A 26941-nucleotide genomic window follows, 5' to 3' on the forward strand; every position below is an offset into this window, starting at 1 on the left:
GCAGGCGGAAGCCGACATGCACGAAGTCGCCCAAGTCACCTTTCTTCCGAGTTCGAAACGGAAATAGCAGCTATAGCCACGCACCGTCACCCCGAGAGACGACGATGACCTTGTACGCGGCGTACGCCGGCAACCTCGACCCGGCGCAGATGAAGGAACGGGCCCCCCACTCGCCCGTCATCGGCACTGGATGGATCAACGGCTGGCGTCTGACCTTCGGCGGTGAGAACGTCGGCTGGGACGGGGCGCTGGCGACGATCGTCGAGTCACCTGGCAACCATGCGTACGTGCTGCTGTACGACCTCGACCGCTATGACCTGGAGCGGCTCGATGTGTGGGAGGGCGCGGACACCGGTCTGTACACCCGCATCCGCGTCAGGGTCTACACGCTCGACGGCGAGGCCCTCGCCTGGACCTACGTACTCAACTCCTACGAGGGCGGCCTGCCCTCCCGGTGGTACCTCGACATGATCGCCGACTCCGCCGAGAAGGCGGGGGCACCCGCCGACTACGTCAAGGAGCTCCGCTCTCGGCCAACTGCGTAGCCGGCTCCTGCACCCGCTCATGACGTCGACTCCTGTCGGTTGGTCGAGGAAGGAAGCGGGGACGGCGACGGGAACGGCGTCAGAGACTGGCCGGGGTGCGGCGTAGCAGATCCAGAGCGGTGCCGGCGAGCAGCCGCACCCCGATCCCGATTGCGCGCTCGTCGACGTCGAAGGCGCCCTGGTGGAGATCGTAGGTGGGACCCCCGGGAACACGGGTACCCAACCGTGCCAGCGCGCCGGGCACGTGGTTGAGAAACCAGCCGAAATCCTCCCCGCCGAGCGACTGCGCCACCGTGGTGGACGCGCCGTGGCCGAGGGCGCGGTCGACGACACTCTGGAAGACGTCGACGACCTCCGCGCTGTTGACGACGGGAGGAACGCCGCGCCGGTAGTCGACCACGATCTGCGCGCCGTAGGGAGCGATGATCTGCTCGGCGACCCGAGTCACAAGGGCGGGGACGGACTCCCAGGTCTCCCTGGACAGGGTGCGGATGGTGCCGCGCAGCTGCCCGGTGCGCGGAATGGCGTTGGCGACGGTGCCGGCCTGTACCTGGCCCCAGACGAGAGACAGCGCCGACCGTGGATCGACCAGCCGGCCGAGCGCGGCTGGCATGTCGGCGGCCAACCGGACAATGGCGTACACCAGGTCGACCGTGTTCTGCGGTCGCGAGGTATGGCCGCCCGGCCCCGCCATCGTGATCTCGATAGCGTCGGCCGCGGAGGTGATCGGCCCGGTCCGCAGGCCGATGGTGCCCGCGTCGAGCGCTGGATCGCAGTGCACGGCGATCGCCGCCGAGGCCGGCTTCAACACGCCGGCGTCGATCACGTCCAGCGCCCCGCCGGGCATGAGCTCCTCGGCCGGTTGGAAGACAAGACGCACGGTGCCCGGCAGGGCGGCCGTGCGCGCGTACTCGGCGAGGGCCAGACCGACGCCCAGCACCACCGTGGTGTGCACGTCATGCCCGCAGGCGTGCGCCACCCCGGGCACCGTCGAGCGGTACGCAACGTCCTTGACGTCCGGCAGCGGCAGCGCGTCCATGTCGGCCCGGACGACCACCACCGGGGCCGCCGGATCACGGTCCGCCCCGACCCCGATGTCACACCACAGGCCGGGTACGTCCGGCAACCGCTGCGGGGACAGCCCCGCGGCCCGCAGCCTCGCCTCCACCTGTCCGGCCGTGCGCCGTTCCTGGCGGCCGAGCTCGGGATGCGCGTGCAGGTCGCGGCGCAACGCGACCAGCTCGGATTCGTGCGCGGTCACCCATCCGGCGACCGCCGCGGTCTCGTTGGCCTCCATCTGCCGGCCGGGCTCCTCCCTGCGGGCGTCCCGCGGGCCTTGACGCGCGCGGTTGCGGATATCGGGCCGTGTGGCCCCGCCGACGCACCTATTGATCAACGACCGGACGGCCGGTATTCATCTCTTCCAGCAGGGTATCGACGACCCGGGTGAGATCTCCATCGGCCCGCCGGGCTGCCGCCCGCTGCCGGGTGTAGCTCGCGCCGGTCTCGAGAATCACCAGGACGTCGGCAAGCTGCTCCGCGCAGTCGAGCCGGTGGGCGACCGGGAGCAGGTCCTCCACGAGGTCCACGAGGTCGTCACGGACCGACCGCACCCCACCGCGATCGTTGACCATGATCTGGGCCTCGAGGCCGTATCGGGCCGCCCGCCACTTGTTCTCCTGCACCAGCCACCGCTGCGGCGTCGGGAGCCGGTACCCGCGGTCGATCTGGGTGTTCATCCGGTCGACGAGGCACTGCGCGAGGGCGGCGACCGCGCCGACCTCCATCAGCGTGGGCAGCCCGTCACAGATCCGCAGTTCCACGGTGCCGAAGTTGGGATGCGGCCGGATGTCCCACCAGACCTCGCGGATCGTCTCGATCGTCCCGGAGGTGATGAGCGTCTCCATGAAGGACTCGAAGCGCGGCCAGTCCTCCAGTGGGTAAGGCAGGCCCGCGGTGGGCAGGCTCGCGAACACCTGGGAGCGCGACGAGGCCAGGCCCGTGTCCCCACCCAGCCAGAACGGCGACGACGCGGACAGGGCGAGAAAGTGCGGGATGTGTGCCATCAGGGCGTTCATGATCGGCATGGCCTTGTCCGGGGAACGGACCCCGACATGCACGTGGACGCCGAAGATGAGCAGCCGGCGGGCCAGCCACTGCATCTGGCTGACCAGCCGCGAGTACCGGTTGTCGTCGGTGATGCGCTGCCCGGCGTAGTCACTGATGGGGTGGGTGCCGCTGCACATCAGACCGACCCCGCGCCGCTCCGCCAGATCGCGCAGCAGCGACACGGTGCCGGCCAGGTCGGCGGTCGCCTCCCCCACCGATCCGCAGACTCCGGTGATGACCTCGACGGTCGATTCGAACAGCTCGTGCTTCGCCTTCGCGGCCTCCCGCTCGCCGATCTTCGCGCGCAGCTCATCCAGGATGGCGGTGGCCTCGCCGCGCAGCTCGCGGGACTGTTGGTCGACGAGCTGCAGTTCCCACTCGATTCCGAGACTGGAGCTCGTCGACGACGAGAAGGGGATCTGCACCTGGGCTCCTCGGATCGGGGCCGATGCCGGCGTCGGGCAGCCGTCACCGTTCCGCTCGGCTCACGGACAGCAGGAGCTGAGTACCCATTCGAGCTGTTCCTACCCACCGGTTCCCACCCGGAGGAGGACCCACCCTTTCCCGCCAGCTCCTACCTCACCGCCAGCTGCCCGGTCAACAGCTATCCGGCCGCCTGAGCACCCGCCGGACCCGAGCTAACCGCCGGGGCCGGCGGGGCAATCACCCGTACACCCAGTTCACGAAGCTGACGGTCGGTTACCGGGGTAGGGGCTCCGGTCAGCGGGTCGAGACCGGACTGGGTCTTCGGGAAGGCGATGACCTCGCGGATGTTCTCCTCACCCGCCAGGATGGCGACCAGCCGGTCGATACCGACCGCGAAACCGCCGTGCGGCGGCGCGCCGTAGCCGAACGGGGTGAGGAAGAAGCCGAACCGTGCGTTCGCTTCCTCGGGCGTGATCCCGAGCAGGCCGAAGATGCGCTGCTGCAGGGCGCTCTCGTGGATCCGAATCGAACCGGACCCGAGCTCCCAGCCGTTGAGCACCAGGTCGTAGGCGCGGCTGCGCACCGCGAGCGGTTCGGTCTCGAGTTTGGCGATGTCGTCGGGATGCGGCCGGGTGAAGGGGTGGTGCCCGGGCTTCGGCCGTCCGGTGGCCGGGTCGATGCCGACGAACAGCGGGAAGTCCACCACCCACACGAACCGCAACGGTCCCCGGCCGGCCGGCGGGCGGCCGAGGTCGTTGCGCAGCTGTCCTAGCACCTCGCAGGTGGTGGTCCACTCGTCGGCGACCAGCAGCAGCAGGTCGCCCTCGACGGCGCCCGTGGCGGCGACGATCCCGGCGAGCTCCTCATCCGAGAGGAACTTCTTCACCGGCGACTCCAGCTCAGCGCCGGCGCCCACCCGCATCCACACCAGGCCCTTGGCGCCCAGCGACTTGGCCCGCGCCGTGAGATCGTCCAACCGGCGCCGGTTGTGGGCGGCCGAGCCGCCGGGCACCCGGATGCCCTTGATCGCCTCAGCCCCGGCGAACGCCTTGAAGCCGCTGCCGGCGAAGATCTCGGTGAGCTCGACGAGTTCCAGGCCGAACCGCAGGTCCGGCTTGTCGACGCCGAAGCGGTTCATCGACTCGTGCCAGGTGATCCGTTCGATCGGCGGCACGGGTTCGGTCGTCACCGCCCGCGCCGCGGCAAGCACCGCGGCGGAGATCACATCGAGCACGTCGTCCTGGTCGACGAAGCTCATCTCAAGGTCGAGCTGGGTGAACTCGTACTGCCGGTCGGCGCGCAGGTCCTCGTCGCGCAGGCAGCGCGCGAACTGGAAGTAGCGGTCGGTCCCGCCGACCATGAGCAGCTGCTTGAACAGCTGCGGCGACTGAGGCAGGGCGTAGAAGCTCCCCGGGAACTGCCGGGACGGGACGATGAACTCCCGGGCCCCCTCCGGCGTCGACGGCATCAGCAGCGGCGTCTCCACCTCGACGAAGTCGAGCGGCGCCAGGGCGGCGCGCATCGCGCCGAGCACCGCGGAGCGGGCCCGCAGGTTGCGCTGCATCCGCTCCCGGCGCAGGTCGAGGTAGCGGTAGGCCAGCCGGGTGGACTCGTCGACGGCGTCGGCCCGGTCGTCGAGGGGGAACGGCGGCGGGGTGGCGACCGACAGGACCTCGACCGCGCAGTCGCGCAGCTCGACCTCGCCGGTCGCCAGGGCCGGGTTCGCCGTACCCTCCGGCCGGATGGCGACCGTACCGGTGACGCGCAGCACGTACTCGGAGCGGACGTCGACCGATCCGTCGACGACGACCTGGAGGAGGCCGGAGTGGTCCCGCAGGTCGACGAAGGTCAGTGACTGCCCGTGCTGGCGGCGGTGCGCCACCCAGCCGCACACGGACACGGTCCGGCCGACATGATCCGCCCGCAGGTCGGCGCACAGGTGGGTGCGCATGGCCGTGCGCTGCCCGCTCGCCGCGGAGACCCCCGGGCCCGGGATCGGTAGCTCGCCGGTGGCCGGCTGGGTTGTAGTCATCGGTCCGTTGTTCCCATCGCTGTCCGGTTCGGCCCACCGGGCGCGGTGTCACGCCTGTGCTGTGGCGACATCGTCACGCCCGCCGCGGGATCCCGCCCCGACCCTATCGGCCGGTGCGCCGGGACGGTCCGGTCAGGCCGGCGCGCCCCACGACGTCAGGTCGTGCACGCACGCGAGAAGACGATCCCAGTCGTCCAGCAGATCGTCGGGAACGCTGTGGTAGCGACGAACCGTCACGGTGCGTCCGCCCGCCTGGTAGGTGAACGGACGGCTGCCCCGCGCCGCCCAGTCCCCCGGAACATCCTCGGCGACGCGCAGGTAGAGGGTGTCCATCACCATGGCGAACTGGCGGCCATCCCGGCGCAGGGCCCACCCGCCGAAGTAACGGTGCAGGCTGACGCCGCCGGGCGGCGCAAGCTGGTCGACGACGAACTCGGCGAGCTCGCGCGAGCCGCTGCCGCTCATCCGCGGGGCGCGGCTGCCGAGCGCAACGCGTCGAGGAACGCCCGCGCGACCGCTTCCGAGGAGGCGGGGTTCTGCCCGGTGACGAGCAGGCCGTCGCGGACCGTGTGCGGGGCGAAGGGTGCGCCCGCCTCGTAGCGTGCCCCGGCGTCCCGCAGGCGCCGTTCGAGCGAGAACGGCACCAACGGGGTGGCGCCCACGAGCTCCTCCTCGGCGTCGCTGAACGCGGCGAGGGCCCGCCCGGCGACGAGCGCCGTGCCGGCGACGGAAGCGTCGAGCAGGCCGGCCGCGCCGTGGCAGACGGCACCCACCACCCCGCCGCGGGTCGCGATCAGCTCGATCAACGCCGTCAACGGCGCGTTCCCGGGGAAGTCCCACATGGTGCCGTGGCCGCCGGCCAGGAACACACCGTCCCACTGGCCGGACACGACCGCCGGCGCGTCGAGCCGCGGGGTGTCGTCGAGGGCGCCCGCGGCGGCCGGGTCGGCGAGGAACTCCTCGACGGCCGAGGTCCTCGCCTGCGGCGCCAGGCTGGCCGGGTCCGTCGGCGGCCGGCCACCCGCCGGCGAGGCCAGCCGGACGTCGACGCCGCCGGCCCGCAGGACCTGGTAGGGCGCGGCCAGTTCCTCGAACCAGAAGCCCGTGGCGCGGTCGGTGTCGCCGAAGCGGTCATGCGAGGTGAGCACGATCAGAACAGAGGGGGTGACCATGAGGTTCTCCCGACAGGATGCAGCCGAAAAACAGAAAGAAACTAATAAATTACATAGAGTATTGATATGACTGCGCGACAGGCCACCGGCTGTCCACCGGTTGATCCGTTGCTCACCAGACGCGCGCCACCAGCCGCCGCGCCAGGACCGCACCGGCCGTCGCGCCGACCGGTGCCGCGCGATCTTTCAGTGAGCGGGATCCGGCGCGAGCACCGGTTCGCCTCGTAGAGCCGCGAGGATGTCCTCCGTCATCGCCCCCAGCCGAGCGGCCGGGGTGCCCGCCCGGACGAGGACGAGAATTCCCTGGTAGTCGACGAGCAGACGGGCCGCGAGACGGTCCGGATCCGCCCCGGCCGGAATCTGCCCGGACGTCTGCCCCCGGACGATCGCGCCGCGCAGACCGCGCTCGATGAGGTCCAGCCCGCGCCGCACTCCGCGCCCGGTCAGCTCGTCCAGCGCGAAGGACTCGACGGCGGTATTGGTGACCAGGCAACCCGGCTCGGGGTCGAGACCGGTCTCGAAGGTGGAGCGGAAGTAGGCCCGCAGCCCGGCAAGCGGGTCGTGGGCCGCCTCGAGGTGCTCGGCGATCCGCCCGGCGACCACGCGGTCGACGTAGGCGTCGAGCGCGGCTCGGAACAGTGCGTCCTTGTTCCCGAACGCCCGATAGAGGCTGCCGGGATGCAGGCCGGTGGCCTCCTCGAGGTCCTTCAGCGAGGTCCCCTGGTGACCACGGCGGCGGAACAGCTGCATGACCGCGACGAGCACCTCGTCCGCGTCGAAGACCTGCCGTCGCCCCATCCGCCCCTCCATCCCGCCGACAACCGGATAGTTGAATGAACGCTCATCAAACTAGTCCGGGTTGAGCGGGCCGTCAACGCGGGCACGAGGGGATCTCCGCTGGCCGGCTACCGGCTAGCGGCGCAGCGCCCGGATGAAACGCCCGGCTTCGGTCCGCAGTCGGCCCGGGACGCGCAGAACCTGGCGGCCGCGCGGCGTGCCGAGCTCCACCGTGATGACGTCGCCGTGCTTGACCCCGCGGGAGGCGGTCACCTCGCGACGGTCGAACACGACGTCGAACCAGTCGCCCTCCCGGGGGAACGGCGCGACGACGAGCAGCCTGCGGTCGGTGAGCACGATCCACCGGGAGGCGCCGACCCGGTGGCCGACGAAGCTCTCCACCCTCGACGTCAGCCGTCCCGGCCCTTCTGGATCAGTCAGCCGTCCGCGCAGCACGACCTCGGTGAACTCACCGGACTCCAGCGGCACAGCCGGCAGGCGACGGTGGGACGGCAACAGGGGCACGGGCTCCAGTCTCCCCCAGTCACCCCGTACAGTCGCCGGGTGCGAGAGCAGGGAGAGGAACCGAACGCGGCGGCCTCGGCCGCGCGGCTTGCGGAACTGACCGGAGCCGGGCGGCACGACGTGGCGATCATGCTGGGCTCCGGGTGGCGCCCGGCAGCGGACGTGCTCGCCCGGCGGGCCGACAAGGTAACAGAGATCACATTCTCCGAGCTCGGGGGCTTTCCACCGGGCACCAACGTGCCCGGACATCGGGCGGTCGCCTACTCGCTGCGCCTCGAGAGCCGCCGGCTGCTCGTCTACCTGGGCCGAGTGCACTCCTACGAGGGCCACGGACTGTCGCGGGTGGTGCACGCCGTGCGGCTGGCCTGCGCCGCGGGCGCGTCGACGGTCATGCTGACGAACGCCGCCGGCGGGCTGCGCGCCGACATGACCATCGGCCAGCCGGTTCTCATCGCCGACCATCTCAACCTCACCGGACGTTCGCCGCTGGTGGGACCCGCCTTCACCGATCTGACCGACGCCTACTCGCCGCGGCTGCGGGCCCTGGCCCGCCAGGTCGACGCCACGCTGACCGAAGGCGTCTACGCCGGTCTGCCCGGCCCGCATTTCGAGACGCCGGCGGAGATCCGGATGCTGCGGCTCCTGGGCGCCGATCTGGTGGGCATGTCGACGGTGCACGAGACGATCGCTGCCCGGGCCGCCGGCGCCGAGGTGCTGGGCCTGTCCCTGGTGACGAATCTCGCAGCAGGCATGACCGGGGAACCGCTGAACCACCTGGAGGTGCTGGCCGCCGGGGCCGCCGCGGCGGAGCGCATGGGAGTCCTGCTCGCCGACGTCGCCACCCGCCTCTAGGCACGGCCTGATCGTGATGGTGCCGGCCACCGCCCTGCCGCCCGACCTGCCCGATCCACTCGCGGCGCGGGTCCGCGCCTGGCTCGCCGACGATCCCGACGCCCGCGACCGGGCGGAGCTGACCCGGCTGTGCACCGAGGCCGCCCGTGACCCGGCGGCGCTCGCGGAGCTCGACGACCGCTTCCGGGCGCCGCTGCGGTTCGGGACGGCGGGGCTGCGCGGGCCGCTGCGCGCCGGGCCCGCGGGAATGAACACGGCCGTGGTCCGCAGAGCCGCCGCCGGCCTGGCTGCCTGGCTGGCCGTCACGACGCCGGCCGGGACAGGGCCGGCCGCCCCGAGCACGGCTCCCCTGGTGGTCGTCGGCTACGACGCCCGGCATCGCAGCGAGCAGTTCGCGCTGGACACCGCGCGGGTGGTGGCCGGCGCCGGCCTGCGGGCCCTGGTCCTGCCGGGGCCGCTGCCCACCCCGGTACTGGCCTTCGCCGTCCGCCAGCTACGGGCCGATGCCGGTGTGATGGTCACGGCCAGCCACAATCCGGCCACCGACAATGGATACAAGGTGTACCTCGGCGGTGCCGGTTCGGCCCCGGGACGTGGCGCGCAGCTCGTCACCCCCGCGGACGCCGACATCGAACGGCGCATCGCCGCCGCCGGGCCGGCCGCCGCGATCCCGATGGCCGAGACGTGGCGCCGGCTCGACCGACGGATCGTCGAGGACTACGTTCGGGCCGCCGCGACGGCGGTCGCCGATCTGGTGCCGGCCGTCGCCCCGCAGGAGGCCGAACCCGTGTCGGCGATCGTCGCGTACACCGCGTTGCACGGGGTCGGCGCCCGGACACTCGCCGCCGTCTTCGCCGCCGCCGGGCTCGCGGCCCCGACGCCCGTCGAGGAGCAGGCCGCGTCCGATCCGGACTTTCCGACCGTCCGCTGGCCGAACCCCGAGGAGCCTGGCGCGATGGACCGGGCGCTGGCGCTCGGAGAACGCCTCGGTGCGGATCTGGTGCTGGCGACCGACCCCGATGCGGACCGCTGCGCCGTCGCGGTGGACGGACGGTTGCTCACCGGCGACGAGATCGGCCTCCTGCTCGCCGATCAGGTGCTCCGCCGGCGGCCCGGCCCTGTGGCCACCACTGTGGTCAGCTCGTCCGGCCTGCGCGCCCTGGCCCGGCGTGCCGGTGTCACCTGGCACGAAACACTCACCGGCTTCAAGTGGATCATGCGGGCGGATCCAGGACTCGTCTTCGGTTACGAGGAGGCGCTCGGCTACGCCCTCGTCCCGGACCTGGTGCGCGACAAGGACGGCATCACCGCGGCGCTGGCCGTCACGCTGATCGCCACCGCCGCGAAACGGCGCGGCCGAACCCTGCTGGATCTTCTCGACGAACTGGCGGCGCGGATCGGCGTGCACGAGACCGGGCAGCGTTCGGTCCGCTTCGCCGACGTCACCCGGATCACCGCGACCATGCGGCGGCTACGCACGCAGCCCCCGCAGCGGCTCGCCGGCCGTGCGGTGACGGGCCGGCGCGACCTGCTCGACGACGGCGCGCTGCCGGCGTCCGACGTCTTCGTGCTGTTCCTCGACGACGACCGGGTGACCTTCCGGCCGAGCGGGACCGAGCCGAAGCTGAAGGTGTATCTCGAGGTCGTCGAGCCGGTGCCGGCCGGCGCGGTCACCGTCGTCGCCGCGGCCCGCGAGCGAGCTCGGTCCCGGCTGGCCGCCCTCACCGCCGCGGTCGATGATCTGGTCACCCGCCTGACGTAGCCGCCGGACCACGCGGGATCCGACCCGTCTTCCCCGGCAGGACCTCACATCTCGCCGAAGATCCGATCGCCGGCGTCGCCGAGCCCGGGGACGATGTAGGCGGTGTCGTTCAACCGCTCGTCGACCGCGGCGGTCACCACCGTCAGCTCCGCCGCCGCCGCGGCCGGCAGGCCGGACTCCAGCGCCGCCAGCCCCTCCGGCGCCGAGACGACCGCGATGACCGTGATGCCCCGCGCCCCGCGGTCGAGCAGCAGCCGCAGGCAGTGCAACGCCGAGCCGCCGGTGGCGAGCATCGGGTCGAGCAGCAGCACGGGCCGGCCGGTCAGGTCCGCGGGCACGGCCTCCAGGTAGACGGTGGGTCGGTGGGTGGTCTCGTCCCGGGCCAGCCCGATGAAGGCGGTGTGGGCGTCGGGGAGCAGGCCGAGCGCCGCGGGCAGCATGCCGAGGCCAGCGCGCAGCACCGGGGCGAGGACCGCCTCGGCGGCCAGCCGCACCCCGGCGGTCGTCGCGAGCGGCGTCGTCACCGTCACGGGCATCGTCGGCAGCGCCCGGGTCGCCTCGTAGACCAGCATCGTGGCGAGGTCGTGCAGGGTCGGCCGGAAACGGGAGCGCGGCGTGCGCTCGTCGCGGAGCACGGTGAGCGACGAGGCCGCCAGGGGATGGTCCACGACGTGCAGATGCACGGACTGACTCCTCGGGCGCGAGACGGGATCGGCAATGATGCAAGGTATGACAACCGTTCCCGCCGGACCCGACCGTCCCGCCGAGGAACCGGGGGGCGGCTCCCCCGCCTCGGCCGAGGGCGCCCGGCCCACCCTGCGGCGGGCCGAGGTCGCCCGAATGATCGACCACACGCTGTTGGCCCCGGCCGCGACCGACGAGGAGGTGCTCGCGCTGTGCGCCGAGGCGGCCAAGCTGGGTGTCGGCGCGGTCTGCGTGGCCCCGACCCACGTCTACCTCGCCGCGGCGAGCACGTATCGCGACGGCCAGGAGGCCGAACCCGCCTTCGCCGTCGCCTCGGTGATCGGTTTTCCGCACGGCACGCATCTGACCGTCATCAAGGCCGAGGAGGCCCGCCGGGCCGTCGCGGACGGCGCGACCGAGATCGACATGGTCATCGACATCGCCAACGCGATGGACGAGAACTGGCGAGCGATCGAGACCGAGATCACCGAGGTCCGCCTGTCGGTGCCGCCGCACGTGATCCTCAAGGTGATCCTCGAGACGGCGCTGCTGCCCGACGCAAGCATCATCGCAGCCTGCCGGGCGGCGGAGGCCGGCGGGGCCGAGTTCGTCAAGACGTCCACCGGATTCCATCCGGCCGGCGGTGCCAGCGTGCGCGCGGTGCGGGCGATGACCGAAGCGGTGGGGGGACGCCTCGGGATCAAGGCCTCGGGCGGCATCCGGACGGCGGAGAAGGCGATGGCGATGATCGAGGCCGGCGCGACCCGCCTCGGCCTGTCCGCCTCCGCGGACGTCCTCGCCGGTTTCCCCGCCTGATCCGGGCGTCCCGCCGGCGGAGTGCGGCTACTCGGACGGGCGGGGCACCCAGCAGTCCGCCAGATGATCGTCGACGAGGCCGCAGGCCTGCATGAGCGCGTAGGCGGTGGTCGGGCCGACGAACACGAAACCGGCCGCGCGCAGCCCCTTCGCCAGCGCCACCGACTCGGCGGTCCTCGCGGGGACGCCGGCGAGAGTGGCCGGCCTGGCTCGCTGCGGCGGCCGGTGCGACCAGATCAGCTCGGGCAGCGGCCGGTCGAGGGCGAGCATCGCCCCGGCGTTGACGATCGTGGCCTCGATCTTGCGGCGGTTGCGCACGATGCCGGCGTCGCCGAGCAGCCGCTCGACGTCGGCCGGCCCGAACCCGGCGACCACGGCCGGGTCGAACCCGGCGAAGGCCGATCGGAACGCCGGCCGCTTGCGCAGGATCGTCAGCCAGGACAGCCCGGACTGGAACGCCTCGAGGGTGAGGCGTTCGAACAGGCCCACCGCGTCCCGGACCGGCCGGCCCCACTCGGTGTCGTGGTACTCGACGTACTCCGGCGCCGACAGGCCCCAGGGGCAGCGCGCCCGCCCGTCGGCCCCGACCACGGCGCCCGCGGCGGGCCGGGCCGGGACCGGGCCGGCCGAGCTGGACGGCGCCGCCGGGGCGCCGGGCGGCTCGGTTCCGGCCGCGCTCGTGCTCATCGGGCGAGCTCCTCGTGGACGTAGGGCGCGTAGCCCGGCTTGATGACGTCGTTGATGAGGTCGAGACGCTCGTCGAAGGGGAGGAACGCCGACTTCATCGCGTTCAGGGTGAGCCAGCGGATGTCCGACCAGTCGTAGCCGTGGACGTCGACGAGCGTCGCGAACTCGCTCGACAGTGACACGCCGCTCATGAGCCGGTTGTCGGTGTTCACCGTCACGCGGAAGTGCAGCCGGCGCAGTAGGCCAATGGGATGGCGCTCGATGCTCGGCGCGGCACCCGTGTGCACGTTCGAGGTGGGGCACATCTCCAGCGGCACCCGCACGTCGCGCACGTAGTTGGCGAGGTCGCCGAGGATCGCCTTGCCGTCCGGATCGACCGTGATGTCGTCGACGATGCGCACCCCGTGGCCGAGCCGGTCGGCGTTGCACCACTGGACCGCCTCCCAGATCGACGGCAGCCCGAACGCCTCGCCGGCATGGATGGTGTAGTGCCCGTTCGCCCGCTGGATGTACTGGAAGGCATCGAGGTGCCGGGTCGGCGGGTTGCCGGCCTCGGCGCCGGCGATGTCGAAGCCGACCACCCCGGCGTCACGCCAGCGCACGGATAGCTCGGCGATCTCCAGCGAGCGGGCCTGGTGACGCATCGCGGTGAGCAGTGCGCGGATGCGCAGCGGCGTGCCGGCGGCGCCCGCGCGGAAGCCGTCGAGGACGGCCTCGACGACCGCGTCCAGCGACAGGCCCCGCTCGACGTGCAGCTCGGGGGCGAACCGCACCTCGGCGTAGACGACGCCGTCGGCCGCGAGGTCCTCGGCGCACTCCCGCGCCACCCGCCGGATCGCCTCCTGGGTCTGCATCACGGCGACGGTGTGGCTGAACGTCTCCAGGTAGCGCACCAGCGAACCGCTGTGCGCCCCGCCGCGAAACCAGGTGCTCAGGGCATGCACGTCCGTGGACGGCAGGTCCCGGTAGCCGGTCTCCTCGGCGAGCTCGACCACCGTGGCCGGCCGCAGCCCGCCGTCGAGATGGTCGTGCAGCAGGACCTTCGGCACCCGGCGGATCTCGTCGACCGTGATCGGGCCGGGCGGTGCGTCATTCGTCATCGGGTCCTCCGTCTCCTGCACCGACCGTAGGCCACGGGTACGACAGAACCGCGACGCCGCGATGTCGGCCGGGCCGCCTCCGCCCCCGCCGCCGTGCTCAGGCGCGGATATGGTCGAGGACGAGCGGGGTGGGCGGCGGCGGCTGCGGGGTGACCGTCACCGCGTCGGCGAGCGCGGCCAGCGCGCGGCCGAGGGTGTTCGGATCGTCGGTGTGCAGCTCCAGCAGCGGCTCGCCCACGGTAACCCGGTCGCCGATGCCCGCCCGCCAGCGCACGCCCGCCGTCGCGGACACCGCGTCCTCCTTGCGGGCCCGCCCCGCGCCGAGCCGCCAGGCCGCGACGCCCACCGCACGGGCGTCCAGGCTCGCCAGGTACCCGGACGCGGGGGCCGGCACTGTCTCGATGTGGGTCGCCCGGGGCAGGACCGCGTCGGGATCGCCGCCCTGCGCCGCGACCATCGCCCGCCACACCGGGTAGGCGTCCCCGGCCGCCAGCACCTCGGCCGGGTCACGGGCCGCCCGCGCCCCGCCTGTGCCGGCCAGCTCGATCATCACCCGAGCCAGGGCGACGGTGACCTCCACCAGGTCCTTCGGCCCACCCCCGCGCAGCGTGTCGACCGCCTCGGCCACCTCCAGCGCGTTGCCGGCGGTCCGCCCCAACGGATGGTCCATGCCGGTCAGCACCGCCTCGGTCCGCACCCCGGCGGCCGTGCCGAGCCCGACCATGGTCCGTGCCAGCTCCCGGGCGTCGTCCAGCGAGGTCATGAACGCCCCCGAGCCCACCTTCACGTCGAGGACGAGCGCGGACGTGCCCTCAGCGATCTTCTTGCTCATGATCGACGAGGCGATGAGCGGGATCGACTCGACCGTCCCGGTGACATCCCGCAACGCGTAGAGCCGGCGGTCGGCGGGGGCCAGCCCGGCCCCGGCGGCGCAGATCACCGCGCCCACCTCGGCGAGCTGGCGGCACATCCGCTCGACCGGCAGGTCGGCACGCCAGCCGGGGATCGACTCCATCTTGTCCAGCGTCCCGCCGGTGTGCCCGAGGCCCCGCCCCGACAGCTGCGGGACGGCGACACCGCAGGCGGCTACCAACGGCACCAGCACCAGCGAGACCTTGTCGCCGACCCCGCCGGTCGAGTGCTTGTCCACGGTCGCACGGCCCACCCCGGCCAGGTCCAGCCGCTCCCCACTGTCAATCATCGCGGTGGTCCAGCGGGCCAGCTCGGCCGGGGACATTCCCCGCCACACCACCGCCATCAGGTAGGCCGACATCTGCTCGTCGGCGACCCGGCCGTGGGTGTAGGCGTCGACGAGCCAGTCCACCGCCTCGGCGGGCAGACAGCGCCCGTCACGCTTGGCCCGGATGAGGTCGACGACGTCGAAGTCGGCGCTCATGTCGCCCCCGCTCCGGGAGACGGGGTGGCTGCGACGGGAGATGGGTCGGTGCCGGCCGCGGCCGCGGGCTCCGGCGGCCGCGGCGGGTCCGGCAGGTCGAGCGGGCCGAAGGCGCCGGGCAGCAGCTCCGCCAGCCGGCGTACGCCGTCAGCCGTCGCGACGAGCAGGTCCGGGCCGCCGTGCTCGTAGAGCAGCTGCCGGCAGCGGCCGCAGGGCGCCAGCGGCCGCCCGTCCGCGTCGACGCACGCGAACGCCAGCAGCCGCCCGCCACCCTGGGCGTGCAGAGACGAGACGAGGCCGCATTCGGCGCACAGCGCGAGGCCGTACGAGGCGTTCTCGACATTGCAGCCGACGACCATCCACGGCTCGTCTCCGGTGGTGCGGCCCTCGGCGTCCGGACGGTCGACGACCAGCGCGGCGGCGCCGACCCGCAGCCCCGAGTACGGTGCGTAGGCACTCTGCGCGACACGGACAGCGGCGTTCCGCAGCCGTTCCCAGCTTCTGTCGTCCACACTCCACCCCATGTCCCTGCTCCCCATGTCCCTGCTCCCCTTGTTCTCGCCACCCATCGTTCGCGCCACCCGGCGTACCGGAGTCCGTGATCCGCAGTCCTTGATCCGGGAGTCCGTGGTCCTGAGTCCGTGGTCCTGAGTCCGTGGTCCGGACGGGCGCTGAGTCCGTGGTCCGGACGGGCGCTAGCGCCAGCATGCCCGACCTCCGCGGGCCGGCCACGATGTGATCCCGTGACTCCTCTGACGGCTGGAGCCGTCAGCTTCTCAGGCTGCTTGCGCGGACTGAAGGGCACGCCCTGCCCGGAGAAGGTTGACGGCCGCGTTCTCGTCCGCGTCCGCGGTGTGCCCGCACCGCACGCAGGCGAACTCGGCCTGGGTGAGCCGGTTCTCCTTCGCCCCGTGCCCGCAGGTCGCGCAGCGCTGGGAGGTATGGCGGGCATTCACTTCGACGACGACCCGTCCGGCTCTTTCAGCCTTGGCGCGCAGCACCCCGAGGAACACCCCCCATCCGGCGTCGTGGATCGACCTGTTCAGCCCGGACTTCGCCGCCTGCCCGTTGGGCAGGAACGCCCCCGGGGTGTCCGGGTCGGGCCTGGGCTTCGCCCGCCGGGTCATGCCCGTGACGGTGAGCTTCTCGACGGCGATCAGATCATGGTCGCGGACCAGCCCGAGGGCGGTCTTGTGGGCGTGGTCGAGCCGCTGCCGAGCGATATGCCGGCTGATCGTCCCGACGTGTGCGGCGTCCTTCCTGCGCCGCGTCGAGCCGCGCTTCGTGCGAGACAGGTCCCGCTGAGCGGCGGCCAGCCGGCCGGCGGACCGGACGAGGCCCGTCGGGTTCGGCTCGTGCTCGCCGTCGTCGAAAACGGCGCGATACCGACATCCACGCCGACCACGGCGCCGGTCGTCGGGAGCGGCTCGGCCGGGACGTCGTCGCAGGACAGGATGACGTATCAGCGCCTGCCCTCGCACTTGACGCTGACCGTCCTGACCCTGCCGAGCACCGTCCAGTACTGGTGGACCTTGACGTGACCGACGCCCTGCAACCGCACGAACGTCCGCGTGGGGTTCTCGGGCTGCGAGTCCCAGCGGCACCCGTCGCCGTCGGACGGCCACTCGACCGTGTCGAACCAGCCTGCGCCCTTGAAACGCGGGTAGCCGGGGAACTCGCCCGCCCTGACGCGGCGGAAGAACGCGGCGAACGCCTGCTCCAGCCTGCGCAACGTGGCCTGCTGCGACGAGAACGACCAGCGGGCCTGATCGGGGTCGTCCGCCCGGATGTCCTTCACCTGAGCCGACTGGTCACCGTAGCGGATGCGGGTCTGCGACGGGTGCCGGTAGGCGTCGCGCCGCTCCTGCAACGCCGCATTGTACAGCGCACGATGGTCATCGAGCATCTCGCCGAACGCGATGGTCTGCCGGACGGCGGGGCGAAGCGGGAACGTGTACGCACGCCTCACTGCTACGCCCCTTTGCGCCACGGCCGCTCGTTCTGGGTGTCGATGTACCGGCGGACCGTCTCGGCGGGGACCGCGCCGACGGTGGCGACGAAGTACGACCGGGACCACAGGGTGGGCATCCGGGACCTCAGGTGCGCGAACTCGGCGCGCAGCACGTGGGACGTGAAGCCCTTCACCTGGTTGGCGATGTACGACGGGGAGTGCTCCGGGTGAGCCTGGACGAACAGGTGGACATGGTCCGGTTCGATCTCCAGCGCAACGACCGGCCACTCGTGCTCGGCGCACCGCTCGCGGATGAGCGCGTCAAGGCGGTCCCGTACCGGTCCGGTCAGGACGGGACGGCGGTACTTCGGGCACCACACGACGTGGTAGCCGAGGTCATAGGCGCCACCCGCGCCGACCATCGCCTGGCGGGACACGCCTCCGACTATACCGGCGCGGCTAGTCTAACCGATGCGGGCCCGTACCGGATTCCCCTGTCGCCTGAAGGCGACAATCCCCTCCGGAGGTCTTTGATGACAGGCGAGTCCCCGGACGACCCAGGTCCGGCCGAGGCGGTAGCCCTCGTCGGAGGGCGCTACCGGCTCGACGGCGTCCTCGGGCATGGCGGCTTCGGCGTCGTGCACCGGGCCACTGACGAGTTGCTCCAGCGGGTGGTCGCCGTCAAGGAGGTCCGGCTGCCGATCACCGAGAGCGGTCTGGAGCGCGACCGGGCTCGGGAACGGGTACTGCGCGAGGCGCGCGCCGCCGGGCGGTTGCACCATCCGGGCGCGGTCGCCGTCCTCGACGTCATCGACGACGGCGACCTGCCCTGGATCGTCATGGAGTACGTCGAGGGACAGTCGCTGTCGCGGATCATCGCGGACCTCGGCCCGCGGCCGGTCGACGAGACCTGCCGGGTCGGCATCAGTCTGGCCTACGCGTTGGAGGCCGCGCACCGCCTCGGCATCGTCCACCGCGACGTCAAGCCGAGCAACGTGCTGGTCACCCCCGACGGCCGGGCCCGGCTCACGGACTTCGGCATCGCCGTCAGCCACGGCGATCCCCGGCTCACCAGCACCGGGATGGTGCTCGGCTCGCCGGCCTACCTGCCGCCCGAGCGGGCCCGCGGGGACGCGGGCAGCGCCGCCGGTGACCGGTGGGGCCTGGGCGCCACGCTGTTCACCACGGTCGAAGGCTGCCCACCCTTCTCCGGCGGCGACCCCATCTCGGTGCTCGCCGCACTCATGCAGGGGCGACGCCAGCCCTTCCGCCTCGCCGGCCCGCTGGCGCCGGTGATCGACGATCTGATGGCGCCGCACGAGCTGAGCCGTCCCCCGCTCTCCATCGTGCGCAAGCGGCTGCGTGAGATCCTGGAACGCGGCGGCGAGCGCCGCTCGTCGCGGGCGGGCCGGCCGACCCGCCCCACCCGGCCGCGCCCACCGGCTCGCACCGCCCCCTCCGCGCCGCCAGCACCGCCGGCGATCGCCAACCCGCCGTCTCCCGCACCCACGGTCGACACGGCCCAACCTCCCGCGCTCACGGTCGCCACTCCCATGCCGTCCGCCGCGACAGCGCCTACCGCGACGACAGCGCCCTCCCCGGCGACAGCGCCCCATGCGACGACAGCGCCCCATGCGACGACAGCGCCCCACGCGACGACAGCGGTTGCCGCGATCCCGCCCGCGGCGACGGTCACTGCCTCGGCGACGACGAGCGCCCCAGGTGCACCGCCGGTGGCTCCCCACCAGCCCGACGCTGCCGACCCGGCCGACCGTCGCGATCCGGTCGACGCGGTCGACGGACCCCGCATCGGAACCGTTCCGCACGGCGCGGACGATCCGCACCGCCGGGACGATCCCCATGGTGCGGGCCATTCCCACGGCGGGGAGAATTCACACGGCCACGGTTCGGGGCGGCTGGCCGACAAGCCTCCCGGTGACGACGCGTCCCGCCCGCACGGCGAGGACACCGGTCACTCTCAGGAGCAATCCTCGGCGAACAAAGAACACAGCACGGACGATGAGAACTGTGCGCTTGAACAACGCGGCGCGGCCGCAAGTCGGCCGGACGGGATTGGAAGGGTGCAGGCCGCGAAACGCCCCGATGTCGCGGAATCCATCGCCCCCACCTTGACCGCAACGACCGCCACATCTTCGGCCGGCGCTCCCGGCCCCGGGTATTCCGAACCGACGGCTAGGGCATCGGCGCCTCCGGCGCCGGCAGCCGGCGTACCAACGGTCTCCCCTCGGATGGTCACAGAATCGTCCGCCGTGCCGCTCTCCGCACCTGCGAGCGACACCGCCCGCACGGGCACTACCGGCGCGGAGACGGTGACAACCGAGACCTTCGCACGCGAGAACCGCGAGCTCGAGCCCGTCGGGACTGACACGGCCGGGACCGGGACAGCCGGGATCGGGACAGCCGGGACCGGGACAGCCGGGACCGGGACAGCCGGGACCGGGACAGCCGGGACCGGGACAGCCGAGGTCCACGCCGCCTGGCCCGGGACCGACGCCGCTCCCCCGAGCGCCGCGGGTGTGCGGCCGCCCGGTGCTGCCGAGCAGGGTGTCCAGGGCGTGGACGGCCCGGTCCCGGCACTGCCGCGGCGGATCGTCGGCGTCGGCGCCGAACCCCCCGCGGGCCCGGCGGCATCTGCCGGGCAGGCGCGGGCACCCGGTCCGGCCGAGACTCCCCCACCCGCGGCAGCCGGACCTGCGCAATCGACCGAATCGCCACCGGGGCCCGAGGCGGCCGCATCCCCCGCGGCCGGGCGCGCGCAGCCGATGCGGACCCGCTTGACCGGCCCGCTGGAGCGCATGCGCTCGATGGACCGGATGCGGGCGCTCGGCGGGATCCCGGCGCGGGCTCGGCTGGTGGGTCGCGCCACCGGGACCGGGCACTCGGACGCTCGGGGCACCGCGGCCGGCGCAGGCGGCGTGCTCGGCGTGGGTGACGCACAACTCCCGACCGCCCCCGGCCTCGGCCCGGCGGCTGCGGTGGCGTCCGGTAGCGCGGCCGCGGCCGCTGTCGACCCGGCCGCTGTCGACCCGGCCGCTGTCGACCCGGCCGCCGGTAACGAAGGCGCGGGCCGGGCGACGACCGCACCGACCTCGCCCGTCGCCCCGCCGCGGCGCGGCCGGCTCGGCCAGCCGTGGACCCGCCCGCGCATCGCGACCGCCGCCCCACCCGCCACTCCAGCGGCCACTCCAGCGGCCCCGGCGACGACAGCCCAGCGCGCCACCCAGGTGGCCCCGACGACGATCGCCCAGCCAGCCACTCCGACCAAGCCAGCCACTCCGACCAAGCCAGCGGGAACGACCAAGCCAGCGGGAACGACCGGCGCCGCGAATGGGGCCGAGGCCGGCGCGGGCGCCGGCACCGTCTCGCAACGGATCAGGCCGGTCTCCCCTTGGACGCCGCCGTCTCCCGCCGGTGCGCAGGCCCGCCGGCCGGGCGACAGGAGCGGGGCCCCCACGCCGGGCGACCCCGCGGGTGACGGCCCGCCGGCGGGCCGTGACCCCGGCCTGCACCGGCGCCGCCTCGTCGCGGTGTCCGCACTCGCCGTGCTGGCCGCGGCGGTAATCATCGCGGTCCTGGTCCTGATCAGCGGCGGGGGTGGCTCGGGGTCCGCCGGCGTCTCCTCCGGGCACGGCCGGGCCGGTGCACCGGCGGGATCGACCGGCGCGGACCTTGGTGGTGCCGCCTCCGGTGCCGCCGCGGCCGTCCGCCCCGCCGATCCGGCGGCCGGGACCGCCGATCCGGTGGCCCGGGACACCACCCCGGTCGCCGCGCCCCCTGGCTGGGTCTCCTACGTCGATCCCGACGCCGGCTGGTCCGTGGCCTATCCGTCGACCTGGCAGCGCCGGCAGGGTCCCGGCGGCCCCGGCAACGTCGATTTCGTGGACCCGGCTACCCGGGCGTTCCTGCGGGTCGGTAGCGTCAGTCGGGCAAACACCTCCGCGGTCGGCGACTGGCAACGCAACGAGGCCGGTTTCGTTCGGAGTGTGCAGGACTATCGGCGCGTACGGCTGGCTCCCAGCGACGGCGGGGATGGCACCGAGCAGGCCGACTGGGAGTTCGGGTACCGCAGGTCGGACGGGGTCATGGTGCATGTGCTCAACCGGGGCGCGATTCGCAACGGCCACGGATATGCCCTCTACTGGCATACCCGGGAGGACCTGTGGTTGCAGGATCAAGCCTTGATGCACGAACTCTTCGGTACCTTCCGGCCCGGTCCGTGATGTCAGCATTCGTCAGGTTTCCGACTCTCACGGCGGCCGGAAACCCACCCGCCGTCGAGCGCGCGGATCCATCCGTCTGTCAGACTTGACACGATGGCCAAATCGGCAAGCGTGCCCCCGGACACCTCTCGGCACGGCACGCCTCGTTACGTAGCTCAGCGCTACCGTCTCGACACGCCCATCGGGCGCGGTGGAGCCGGCGTCGTCTGGCGTGGTGAGGACGAGCTCCTCCAGCGACCGGTGGCCATCAAGGAGATCCTTGTCCCGATGGCCGGGGCGCAGAACGAGCGCGACGCGATCCGGGCCCGGGTGCTGCGGGAGGCCCGCGCGCTGGCCCGACTGCACAGCCCGGCCATCGTGTCCGTGTACGACGTGGTCGAGGAGCACCAGCGGCACTGGATCATCATGGAACTCGTCGACGCGGACAGCCTCGGCGATGTGATCCGTACCCACGGCCCGCTGCCGTTCGACCAGGTCGCGGCGATCGGGCTGGCGCTGACCGACGCGCTCGCCGCGGCGCACTCCGCCGGCGTGCTGCACCGCGACGTCAAACCCGGCAACGTCCTGCTCGGCCGGGATGGCCGGGTCCGGCTCACCGACTTCGGCATCGCCGCGACCGAGGGTGACGTGACCCTGACGGGGACCGGCGCGCTCGTCGGCTCCCCCGCCTACATCGCCCCAGAACGGGTCCGAGGCTCCTCGGGCAGCCCGGCGAGCGACCTGTGGGGCCTGGGCGCGACGCTGTACTCGGCGGTCGAGGGCCAGCCGCCGTTCGAGGGCCCGGAGACCTACGCGGTGCTGACGGCCGTGGTCGAGGGTCGCCGCCGGGCCTTCCGGCTGGCGGGGCCACTGCGCAACCTGCTCAGCGACCTGATGGACCGCCCGGCAGAGGAACGTCCGGATGTCACGGAGATCCGGCGCCGGCTGATTCCCGTTGCCCGCAACGCCAACCCGGTGCCGGCGTCAGTGATGCACGCCCGGCCGCGCTCCGAGGAGGACGACGGGGGTGCCAGCGCCGCCGACGTCGGTCTGGAGAACCTCGACGAACCGGCGCCCCCGGCTCCCTCGACCCCGATCGCCGGTGGTGGGCCGGCAGCGGCTCACCCCACCGGCCGGACCGGGCCCGCGATGTGGAACGCGGCGTCGACGGGCGCCGCGGCGCCCGGCCAGACCGGCGGCACCGGCCCGCGCACCGCGGGTGTCCCGGTCCCGCCCCCCGGCGGACCGATCCCGTCCCGCGGGACGGCGGAGTCCGCCGACACCGAGATCACCGCGGATCCGGTGCTCGGGGCGCTGGACGAGACCGCCATCTCACCCGCCACCGGTGGGGGCCCCCGGCCGCCCCGGCACGAGCCGGCCCGGCCCGCCACGTCGCACCGGACCCGACCTCAGGCCGATCATGACGCTCACACCAGGATCGGGCCGCCCGTGCAGGCGACGGGGCCGACGCATGGTGGGGCGGACGACGAGACCCGCATCGGCACCGTTCCGGTCGTCGCGTCGACGGCCAGCCTCGGGTTGTTCGACGACGATCACGCCGCCGGCCTCGTCCCTCTCGACGAGGCCCGCCGACACTCCGAGGCGGCGGCGCACCAGCGCGGGGCCGACGGCCACGGCCGGGGACCCGGCGACGCCGGGGGGCGCCGGCGACGGACCATCGCGATCGCGGCCGGCGCAGTCGCCGTCCTGGTCGGCGCGGCGATCGCCCTGACCATGGGCCTGTCCGGGAGCAGTACTCCGGCCGAGCGCAACGATGTGACGGCGCCGAAGACGACCGCCCCGCCCACCGCCACCGTGCCCACCTCGCCGCCGGCGACGATCCCGCAGGTCACCCCCTCGGCGGCGGTGACCCCGGAGACGCCGCACCGTACCCCCCGTCGGCCGCGGTCGGCGACTCCGGCCCCCGAGGTCACCCCGGACACGCCGGAGAGCACCGTGATCGAGACGCTGACGCCGGCACCCACGCAGACGCTCCCGACGACGCCGCCACCGACCAAGCCGACGGCGTCCGCCTCCGCGACGATCCCGCCCACCAAGACACCGCCGACCACCGCGCCGGCATCGCCGCCGACGACCGCCGGCCCGCCGACCACCGCGCCGTGACGGCGGCCACCACACCCCCTGTGGCATAGTTCACCCGCCGGCGCCGGGCCCGGACCCGCCGCTGACCAGGCCCGGCACTAGCATCGGCCGGAGGCGCGCGGTGCCGCCCCGGGCGGTGCATCGGGGCTCCAGGGCGCCGCAGGCGTAGCTGAAATGATCTTTTCTGGCCGAGCGGCTGGGCCGATCCGGAGGAGCTTTCATTGCCGAAGGCACCAGCGGGCACGCTGTACCGCGGTCGAGAGGGAATGTGGTCCTGGGTCGCCCACCGGATCACGGGCGTCCTGGTCTTCTTCTTCCTGTTCGCGCACGTGCTCGACACGGCCCTCGTCCGGGTCTCACCCTCGTCCTACAACGAGGTGATCGAGGTCTACAAGAGCCCGATCGTGAACCTGCTCGAGGTCGGCCTGGTCGCGGCAGTGCTCTTCCATGCGCTCAACGGCATCCGGATCATCCTGATCGACTTCTGGGAGTCCGGGCCGAAGTACCAGAAGCAGATGCTGTACATCGAGCTCGTGCTGTTCGTGGTGCTGCTCGTCCCGGCGGCCTACCGGATGCTGCTGCACACCGCCGAGACTCTGTTCGGGAGCGCGACCTGATGACGACGGCGGCGGCACCGGCGGATCGGGGCGCCCCGGAGCTGGTCGCCCCGCGCTCGCCGCGGCAGCGGACGAAGCCGGGCGCCGCGAAGGCACGCAGCAACTTCGAGCTCTACGCCTGGGTGTTCATGCGGATCAGCGGCCTGCTGCTGTTCTTCCTGGTGCTCGGCCACCTGTTCATCATGAACATTCTCGACGGCGGCGTACAGCGGGTGAACTTCGGTTTCGTCGCGGGCCGCTGGGCATCACCGTTCTGGCGCACCTGGGACCTGGTGATGTTGCTGCTCGCGGAGCTGCACGGCACCAACGGCCTGCGGACTGTGATCAACGACTACGCCGAGCGGGCACAGACCCGGTTCTGGCTGAAGATGCTGCTGTACACCTCGGCGTTCCTGGTCGTCACGCTCGGCACGCTGGTCATCTTCACGTTCGACCCCGACCTGTGAGGGGCGGTTGTCGGACTCGCGGCCCCGGCATGTCCCCGGCATGCGACGTGCCGACGGCGACATACGGATGGAGGTAGGCGTGCAGATCCACAGGTACGACGCGGTCATCGTCGGCGCGGGCGGGGCCGGCATGCGCGCCGCCCTCGAGGCGGGCCAGCGCTGCCGGACCGCCGTGCTCACCAAGCTCTACCCGACCCGGTCCCACACCGGCGCGGCCCAGGGCGGCATGTGCGCGGCGCTGGCCAACGTCGAGGAGGACAACTGGGAGTGGCACACCTTCGACACGATCAAGGGCGGTGACTACCTGGTCGACCAGGACGCCGCCGAGATCATGGCGAAGGAGGCCATCGACGCCGTCCTCGACCTGGAGAAGATGGGGCTGCCGTTCAACCGCACCCCGGAGGGTCGGATCGACCAGCGCCGCTTCGGCGGCCACACCCGAGACCACGGCAAGGCGCCGGTCCGCCGGTCCTGCTACGCGGCGGACCGCACCGGCCACATGATCCTCCAGACGCTGTACCAGCAGTGCGTCCGGCACGACATCGAGTTCTTCAACGAGTTCTACGTTCTCGATCTGCTGCTGCATGAAGGCGCGGTGGCCGGTGTGGTCGCCTACGAGCTGAAGACCGGCGAGATCCACGTCTTCCAGGCCAAGTCGGTGGTCTTCGCCACCGGCGGGTTCGGCAAGGTGTTCAAGGTCACGTCGAATGCGCACACGTTGACCGGCGACGGCATGGGCCTGGCGTTCCGCCGCGGCATCCCGCTGGAGGACATGGAGTTCTTCCAGTTCCACCCGACGGGCATCTGGAAGATGGGCATCCTGCTCACCGAGGGCGCCCGCGGCGAGGGCGGGATCCTGCGCAACCGCGACGGCGAGCGGTTCATGGAGCGTTACGCGCCGACCATCAAGGACCTCGCCCCCCGCGACATGGTGGCCCGGGCCATCTACACCGAGATCCGCGCCGGCCGCGGCTGCGGCCCCGACGCCGACCACGTGTACCTCGACCTCACCCACCTGCCACCGGAGCAGCTCGACGCGAAGCTGCCGGACATCACCGAGTTCGCCCGCACCTACCTCGGGATCGAGCCGTACGACGACCCGATCCCGATCCAGCCCACGGCGCACTACGCGATGGGCGGCATCCCGACGAACATCGACGCGCAGGTTCTCGGGGACAACGACACCGTCGTGCCCGGCCTGTATGCCGCCGGCGAGGTGGCGTGCGTGTCCGTGCACGGCGCGAACCGCCTGGGGACCAACTCGCTGCTCGACATCAACGTGTTCGGCCGGCGGGCGGGCATCGCCGCCGCCGAGTACGCGAACGCCACCCCGCATCACGTCGACCTGCCGGCGAGCCCGACGTCGTTCGTGGATGACATGCTGCGCCGACTGCGCGCGGGTGCCGGCACCGAGAACGCGGCCGCGATCCGCGCCGAGCTGCAGGAATCGATGGACGTCAACGCCTCGGTCTACCGCACCGAGGCGACGCTCAAGCAGGCGCTGAGCGACATCTCCGCGCTGAAGACCCGCTACCAGCAGGTGGGGGTGTCCGACCGAGGACGCCGCTACAACACCGAACTGCTGGAGGCGGTCGAGCTCGGCTTCCTGCTCGACCTCGCCGAGGTCCTGGTGGTGGGGGCGCTGGCGCGCAACGAGTCCCGCGGCGGCCACTCGCGGGAGGACTACCCGAACCGGGACGACGTCAACTTCATGCGCCACACGATGGCCTACCGGTCGGGGCCGCTGGCGGCCGCCTCACCCGAGGCGGACATCCGCCTGGACTACAAGCCGGTCGTCGTCACCCGATACCAGCCGATGGAGCGCAAGTACTGATGACCGTCGTCGACTCCCGGCCCGCCGCGGTCCCGGGTCCGGCCGCGACCGGACCGGCGCCCGCGACCGTCACGCTCAAAATCCGCCGCTTCGATCCGGAGTTCGCCACGGAGGCACGCTGGGAGAGCTACCAGGTGCCATTCGACCCCAGCGATCGCCTGCTCGACGCGATCATGTGGGTGAAGTGGAACATCGACGGCTCGCTGGCGTTGCGCCGTTCCTGCGCCCACGGGGTGTGCGGGTCGGACGCGATGCGGGTGAACGGCGTCAACCGGCTCGCCTGCAAGGTGCTCGTGAAGGACCTCGGGTCCGAGATCATTATTGAGCCGATCAAAGGCCTGCCGGTCGAGAAGGATCTCATCGTCGACATGGAACCGTTCTTCGACGCGTTCCGGGCGGTGAAGCCCTACCTGATCACGGACGACCACGAGCCGACCCGGGAACGGCTGCAGTCCCCCGAGGACCGGGCGCGTTTCGACGACACCACCAAGTGCATCATGTGCGCGGCCTGCACGACGTCGTGCCCGGTCTTCTGGAACGACGGGGACTACTTCGGACCGCAGGCGATCGTCGCCGCCCACCGCTTCATCTTCGACAGCCGCGACGCCGGCGCCGACGAGCGGCTGGAGATCCTCAATGAGCGCGAGGGCGTCTGGCGCTGCCGGACCACCTTCAACTGCACGAATGCCTGCCCGCGTGGCATCCAGGTCACCAAGGCGATCCAGGAGGTCAAGCGCGCCCTGCTGTTCCGCCGCCTCTGAACCACCACCGCCTCTGAACCACCACCGGCTCTGAGCAGCTGCCGCGACGGCTCCGAATCGGCACTCGGCACCGACCGACGCACGCAGGAAATTCCGAAACCGTATTCCGTCTTTCGGGGCCTTCGG

The 26941-nt window shown here is 72.5% G+C and carries 23 protein-coding genes and 1 pseudogene; 10 read left to right on the top strand and 14 right to left on the bottom strand.

The window, feature by feature from the left end; all coding sequences use genetic code 11:
* Positions 1-104 precede the first annotated feature (104 nt).
* Positions 105-545 carry a gamma-glutamylcyclotransferase gene (locus FRAQA3DRAFT_RS17660; protein WP_009740410.1) on the top strand — a complete coding sequence of 147 codons (441 nt, stop codon included), beginning with the start codon at positions 105-107 and terminating at the stop codon, positions 543-545.
* Positions 546-624: 79 nt separating this feature from the next.
* Here the strand turns inward: FRAQA3DRAFT_RS17660 and FRAQA3DRAFT_RS17665 are convergent, their stop codons facing one another.
* The 7 genes from FRAQA3DRAFT_RS17665 to FRAQA3DRAFT_RS17695 form a co-directional block, all read right to left on the bottom strand.
* On the bottom strand, positions 625-1842 hold the full coding sequence (locus FRAQA3DRAFT_RS17665) for an amidohydrolase (RefSeq protein ID WP_009740411.1): 1218 nt from the start codon (positions 1840-1842) through the stop codon (positions 625-627).
* Positions 1843-1930: 88 nt separating this feature from the next.
* Positions 1931-3079: a glutamate--cysteine ligase gene (locus tag FRAQA3DRAFT_RS17670; protein ID WP_009740412.1), complete on the bottom strand. Its 1149-nt coding sequence runs from the start codon at positions 3077-3079 to the stop codon at positions 1931-1933.
* 179 nt (positions 3080-3258) lie between these two features.
* Positions 3259-5112, bottom strand: a complete 1854-nt coding sequence (gene aspS / locus FRAQA3DRAFT_RS17675; RefSeq protein ID WP_009740413.1) for an aspartate--tRNA ligase — start codon at positions 5110-5112, stop codon at positions 3259-3261.
* Between the two features lie 132 nt (positions 5113-5244).
* On the bottom strand, positions 5245-5577 hold the full coding sequence (locus FRAQA3DRAFT_RS17680) for a TfoX/Sxy family protein (protein WP_009740414.1): 333 nt from the start codon (positions 5575-5577) through the stop codon (positions 5245-5247).
* Entirely contained in the window at positions 5574-6284 is a 711-nt protein-coding gene (locus tag FRAQA3DRAFT_RS17685; protein WP_009740415.1) for a type 1 glutamine amidotransferase domain-containing protein, read from the bottom strand. The genes FRAQA3DRAFT_RS17680 and FRAQA3DRAFT_RS17685 overlap by 4 nt, the downstream gene beginning before the upstream one ends.
* Before the next feature lie 186 nt (positions 6285-6470).
* Positions 6471-7082: a TetR/AcrR family transcriptional regulator gene (locus FRAQA3DRAFT_RS17690; protein WP_009740416.1), complete on the bottom strand. Its 612-nt coding sequence runs from the start codon at positions 7080-7082 to the stop codon at positions 6471-6473.
* 114 nt (positions 7083-7196) lie between these two features.
* Positions 7197-7586, bottom strand: coding sequence for a hypothetical protein (locus FRAQA3DRAFT_RS17695; RefSeq protein WP_009740417.1), 390 nt, complete (start codon positions 7584-7586; stop codon positions 7197-7199).
* Between the two features lie 39 nt (positions 7587-7625).
* On the opposite strand from FRAQA3DRAFT_RS17695, the gene FRAQA3DRAFT_RS17700 reads away from it, so the two are divergent.
* Positions 7626-8438, top strand: coding sequence for a purine-nucleoside phosphorylase (locus FRAQA3DRAFT_RS17700; RefSeq protein WP_009740418.1), 813 nt, complete (start codon positions 7626-7628; stop codon positions 8436-8438).
* Between the two features lie 16 nt (positions 8439-8454).
* On the top strand, positions 8455-10200 hold the full coding sequence (locus FRAQA3DRAFT_RS17705; RefSeq protein ID WP_009740419.1) for a phospho-sugar mutase: 1746 nt from the start codon (positions 8455-8457) through the stop codon (positions 10198-10200).
* A 44-nt stretch (positions 10201-10244) separates the two neighbouring features.
* Here the strand turns inward: FRAQA3DRAFT_RS17705 and upp are convergent, their stop codons facing one another.
* Positions 10245-10883, bottom strand: a complete 639-nt coding sequence (upp, locus tag FRAQA3DRAFT_RS17710; protein ID WP_009740420.1) for a uracil phosphoribosyltransferase — start codon at positions 10881-10883, stop codon at positions 10245-10247.
* 37 nt (positions 10884-10920) lie between these two features.
* Between upp and deoC the strand changes: the two genes are divergently transcribed.
* Complete coding sequence (gene deoC, locus FRAQA3DRAFT_RS17715; RefSeq protein ID WP_009740421.1) at positions 10921-11700, top strand: deoxyribose-phosphate aldolase; 780 nt, start codon at positions 10921-10923, stop codon at positions 11698-11700.
* A gap of 27 nt (positions 11701-11727) precedes the next feature.
* Here deoC and FRAQA3DRAFT_RS17720 read toward each other — a convergent pair whose 3' ends face one another.
* The 6 genes and pseudogenes from FRAQA3DRAFT_RS17720 to tnpA all read right to left on the bottom strand — a co-directional run bounded on the left by FRAQA3DRAFT_RS17720 (position 11728) and on the right by tnpA (position 17256).
* The gene (locus FRAQA3DRAFT_RS17720) at positions 11728-12387 is read right to left on the bottom strand and encodes a DNA-3-methyladenine glycosylase I (protein ID WP_009740422.1); all 660 of its coding nucleotides are present in this window, start codon (positions 12385-12387) and stop codon (positions 11728-11730) included.
* A complete protein-coding gene (locus FRAQA3DRAFT_RS17725; RefSeq protein WP_009740423.1) occupies positions 12384-13487 on the bottom strand; it encodes an adenosine deaminase in 1104 nt (367 codons plus the stop codon). Before FRAQA3DRAFT_RS17725 ends, FRAQA3DRAFT_RS17720 begins: the two co-directional genes overlap by 4 nt.
* Positions 13488-13584: 97 nt before the next feature.
* Positions 13585-14883 carry a thymidine phosphorylase gene (locus tag FRAQA3DRAFT_RS17730; RefSeq protein WP_009740424.1) on the bottom strand — a complete coding sequence of 433 codons (1299 nt, stop codon included), beginning with the start codon at positions 14881-14883 and terminating at the stop codon, positions 13585-13587.
* A complete protein-coding gene (locus FRAQA3DRAFT_RS17735) occupies positions 14880-15407 on the bottom strand; it encodes a cytidine deaminase (RefSeq protein WP_369809466.1) in 528 nt (175 codons plus the stop codon). The genes FRAQA3DRAFT_RS17730 and FRAQA3DRAFT_RS17735 overlap by 4 nt, the downstream gene beginning before the upstream one ends.
* 252 nt (positions 15408-15659) lie before the next feature.
* Positions 15660-16852: pseudogene (locus FRAQA3DRAFT_RS38810) on the bottom strand (RNA-guided endonuclease InsQ/TnpB family protein).
* A 2-nt stretch (positions 16853-16854) separates the two neighbouring features.
* Complete coding sequence (gene tnpA, locus FRAQA3DRAFT_RS17745) at positions 16855-17256, bottom strand: IS200/IS605 family transposase (protein WP_009740426.1); 402 nt, start codon at positions 17254-17256, stop codon at positions 16855-16857.
* Positions 17257-17367: 111 nt separating this feature from the next.
* Here tnpA and FRAQA3DRAFT_RS17750 point away from each other — a divergent pair, with 111 nt between their 5' ends.
* From FRAQA3DRAFT_RS17750 to FRAQA3DRAFT_RS17775, 6 genes are all read left to right on the top strand, one after another.
* Positions 17368-21075: a serine/threonine-protein kinase gene (locus tag FRAQA3DRAFT_RS17750; RefSeq protein ID WP_009740427.1), complete on the top strand. Its 3708-nt coding sequence runs from the start codon at positions 17368-17370 to the stop codon at positions 21073-21075.
* A gap of 93 nt (positions 21076-21168) precedes the next feature.
* Entirely contained in the window at positions 21169-23178 is a 2010-nt protein-coding gene (locus FRAQA3DRAFT_RS17755; RefSeq protein WP_009740428.1) for a serine/threonine protein kinase, read from the top strand.
* 245 nt (positions 23179-23423) lie between these two features.
* Entirely contained in the window at positions 23424-23774 is a 351-nt protein-coding gene (sdhC, locus tag FRAQA3DRAFT_RS17760; protein ID WP_035921092.1) for a succinate dehydrogenase, cytochrome b556 subunit, read from the top strand.
* Positions 23774-24220: a succinate dehydrogenase hydrophobic membrane anchor subunit gene (locus FRAQA3DRAFT_RS17765; RefSeq protein ID WP_009740430.1), complete on the top strand. Its 447-nt coding sequence runs from the start codon at positions 23774-23776 to the stop codon at positions 24218-24220. The genes sdhC and FRAQA3DRAFT_RS17765 overlap by 1 nt, the downstream gene beginning before the upstream one ends.
* 79 nt (positions 24221-24299) lie before the next feature.
* A complete protein-coding gene (sdhA, locus tag FRAQA3DRAFT_RS17770) occupies positions 24300-26054 on the top strand; it encodes a succinate dehydrogenase flavoprotein subunit (RefSeq protein ID WP_009740431.1) in 1755 nt (584 codons plus the stop codon).
* The gene (locus tag FRAQA3DRAFT_RS17775) at positions 26054-26815 is read left to right on the top strand and encodes a succinate dehydrogenase iron-sulfur subunit (RefSeq protein WP_009740432.1); all 762 of its coding nucleotides are present in this window, start codon (positions 26054-26056) and stop codon (positions 26813-26815) included. The genes sdhA and FRAQA3DRAFT_RS17775 overlap by 1 nt, the downstream gene beginning before the upstream one ends.
* The last annotated feature ends 126 nt before the right edge of the window (positions 26816-26941 follow it).

Origin of the sequence: Frankia sp. QA3, assembly GCF_000262465.1 — a bacterium.
GTDB lineage: Bacteria > Actinomycetota > Actinomycetes > Frankiales > Frankiaceae > Frankia.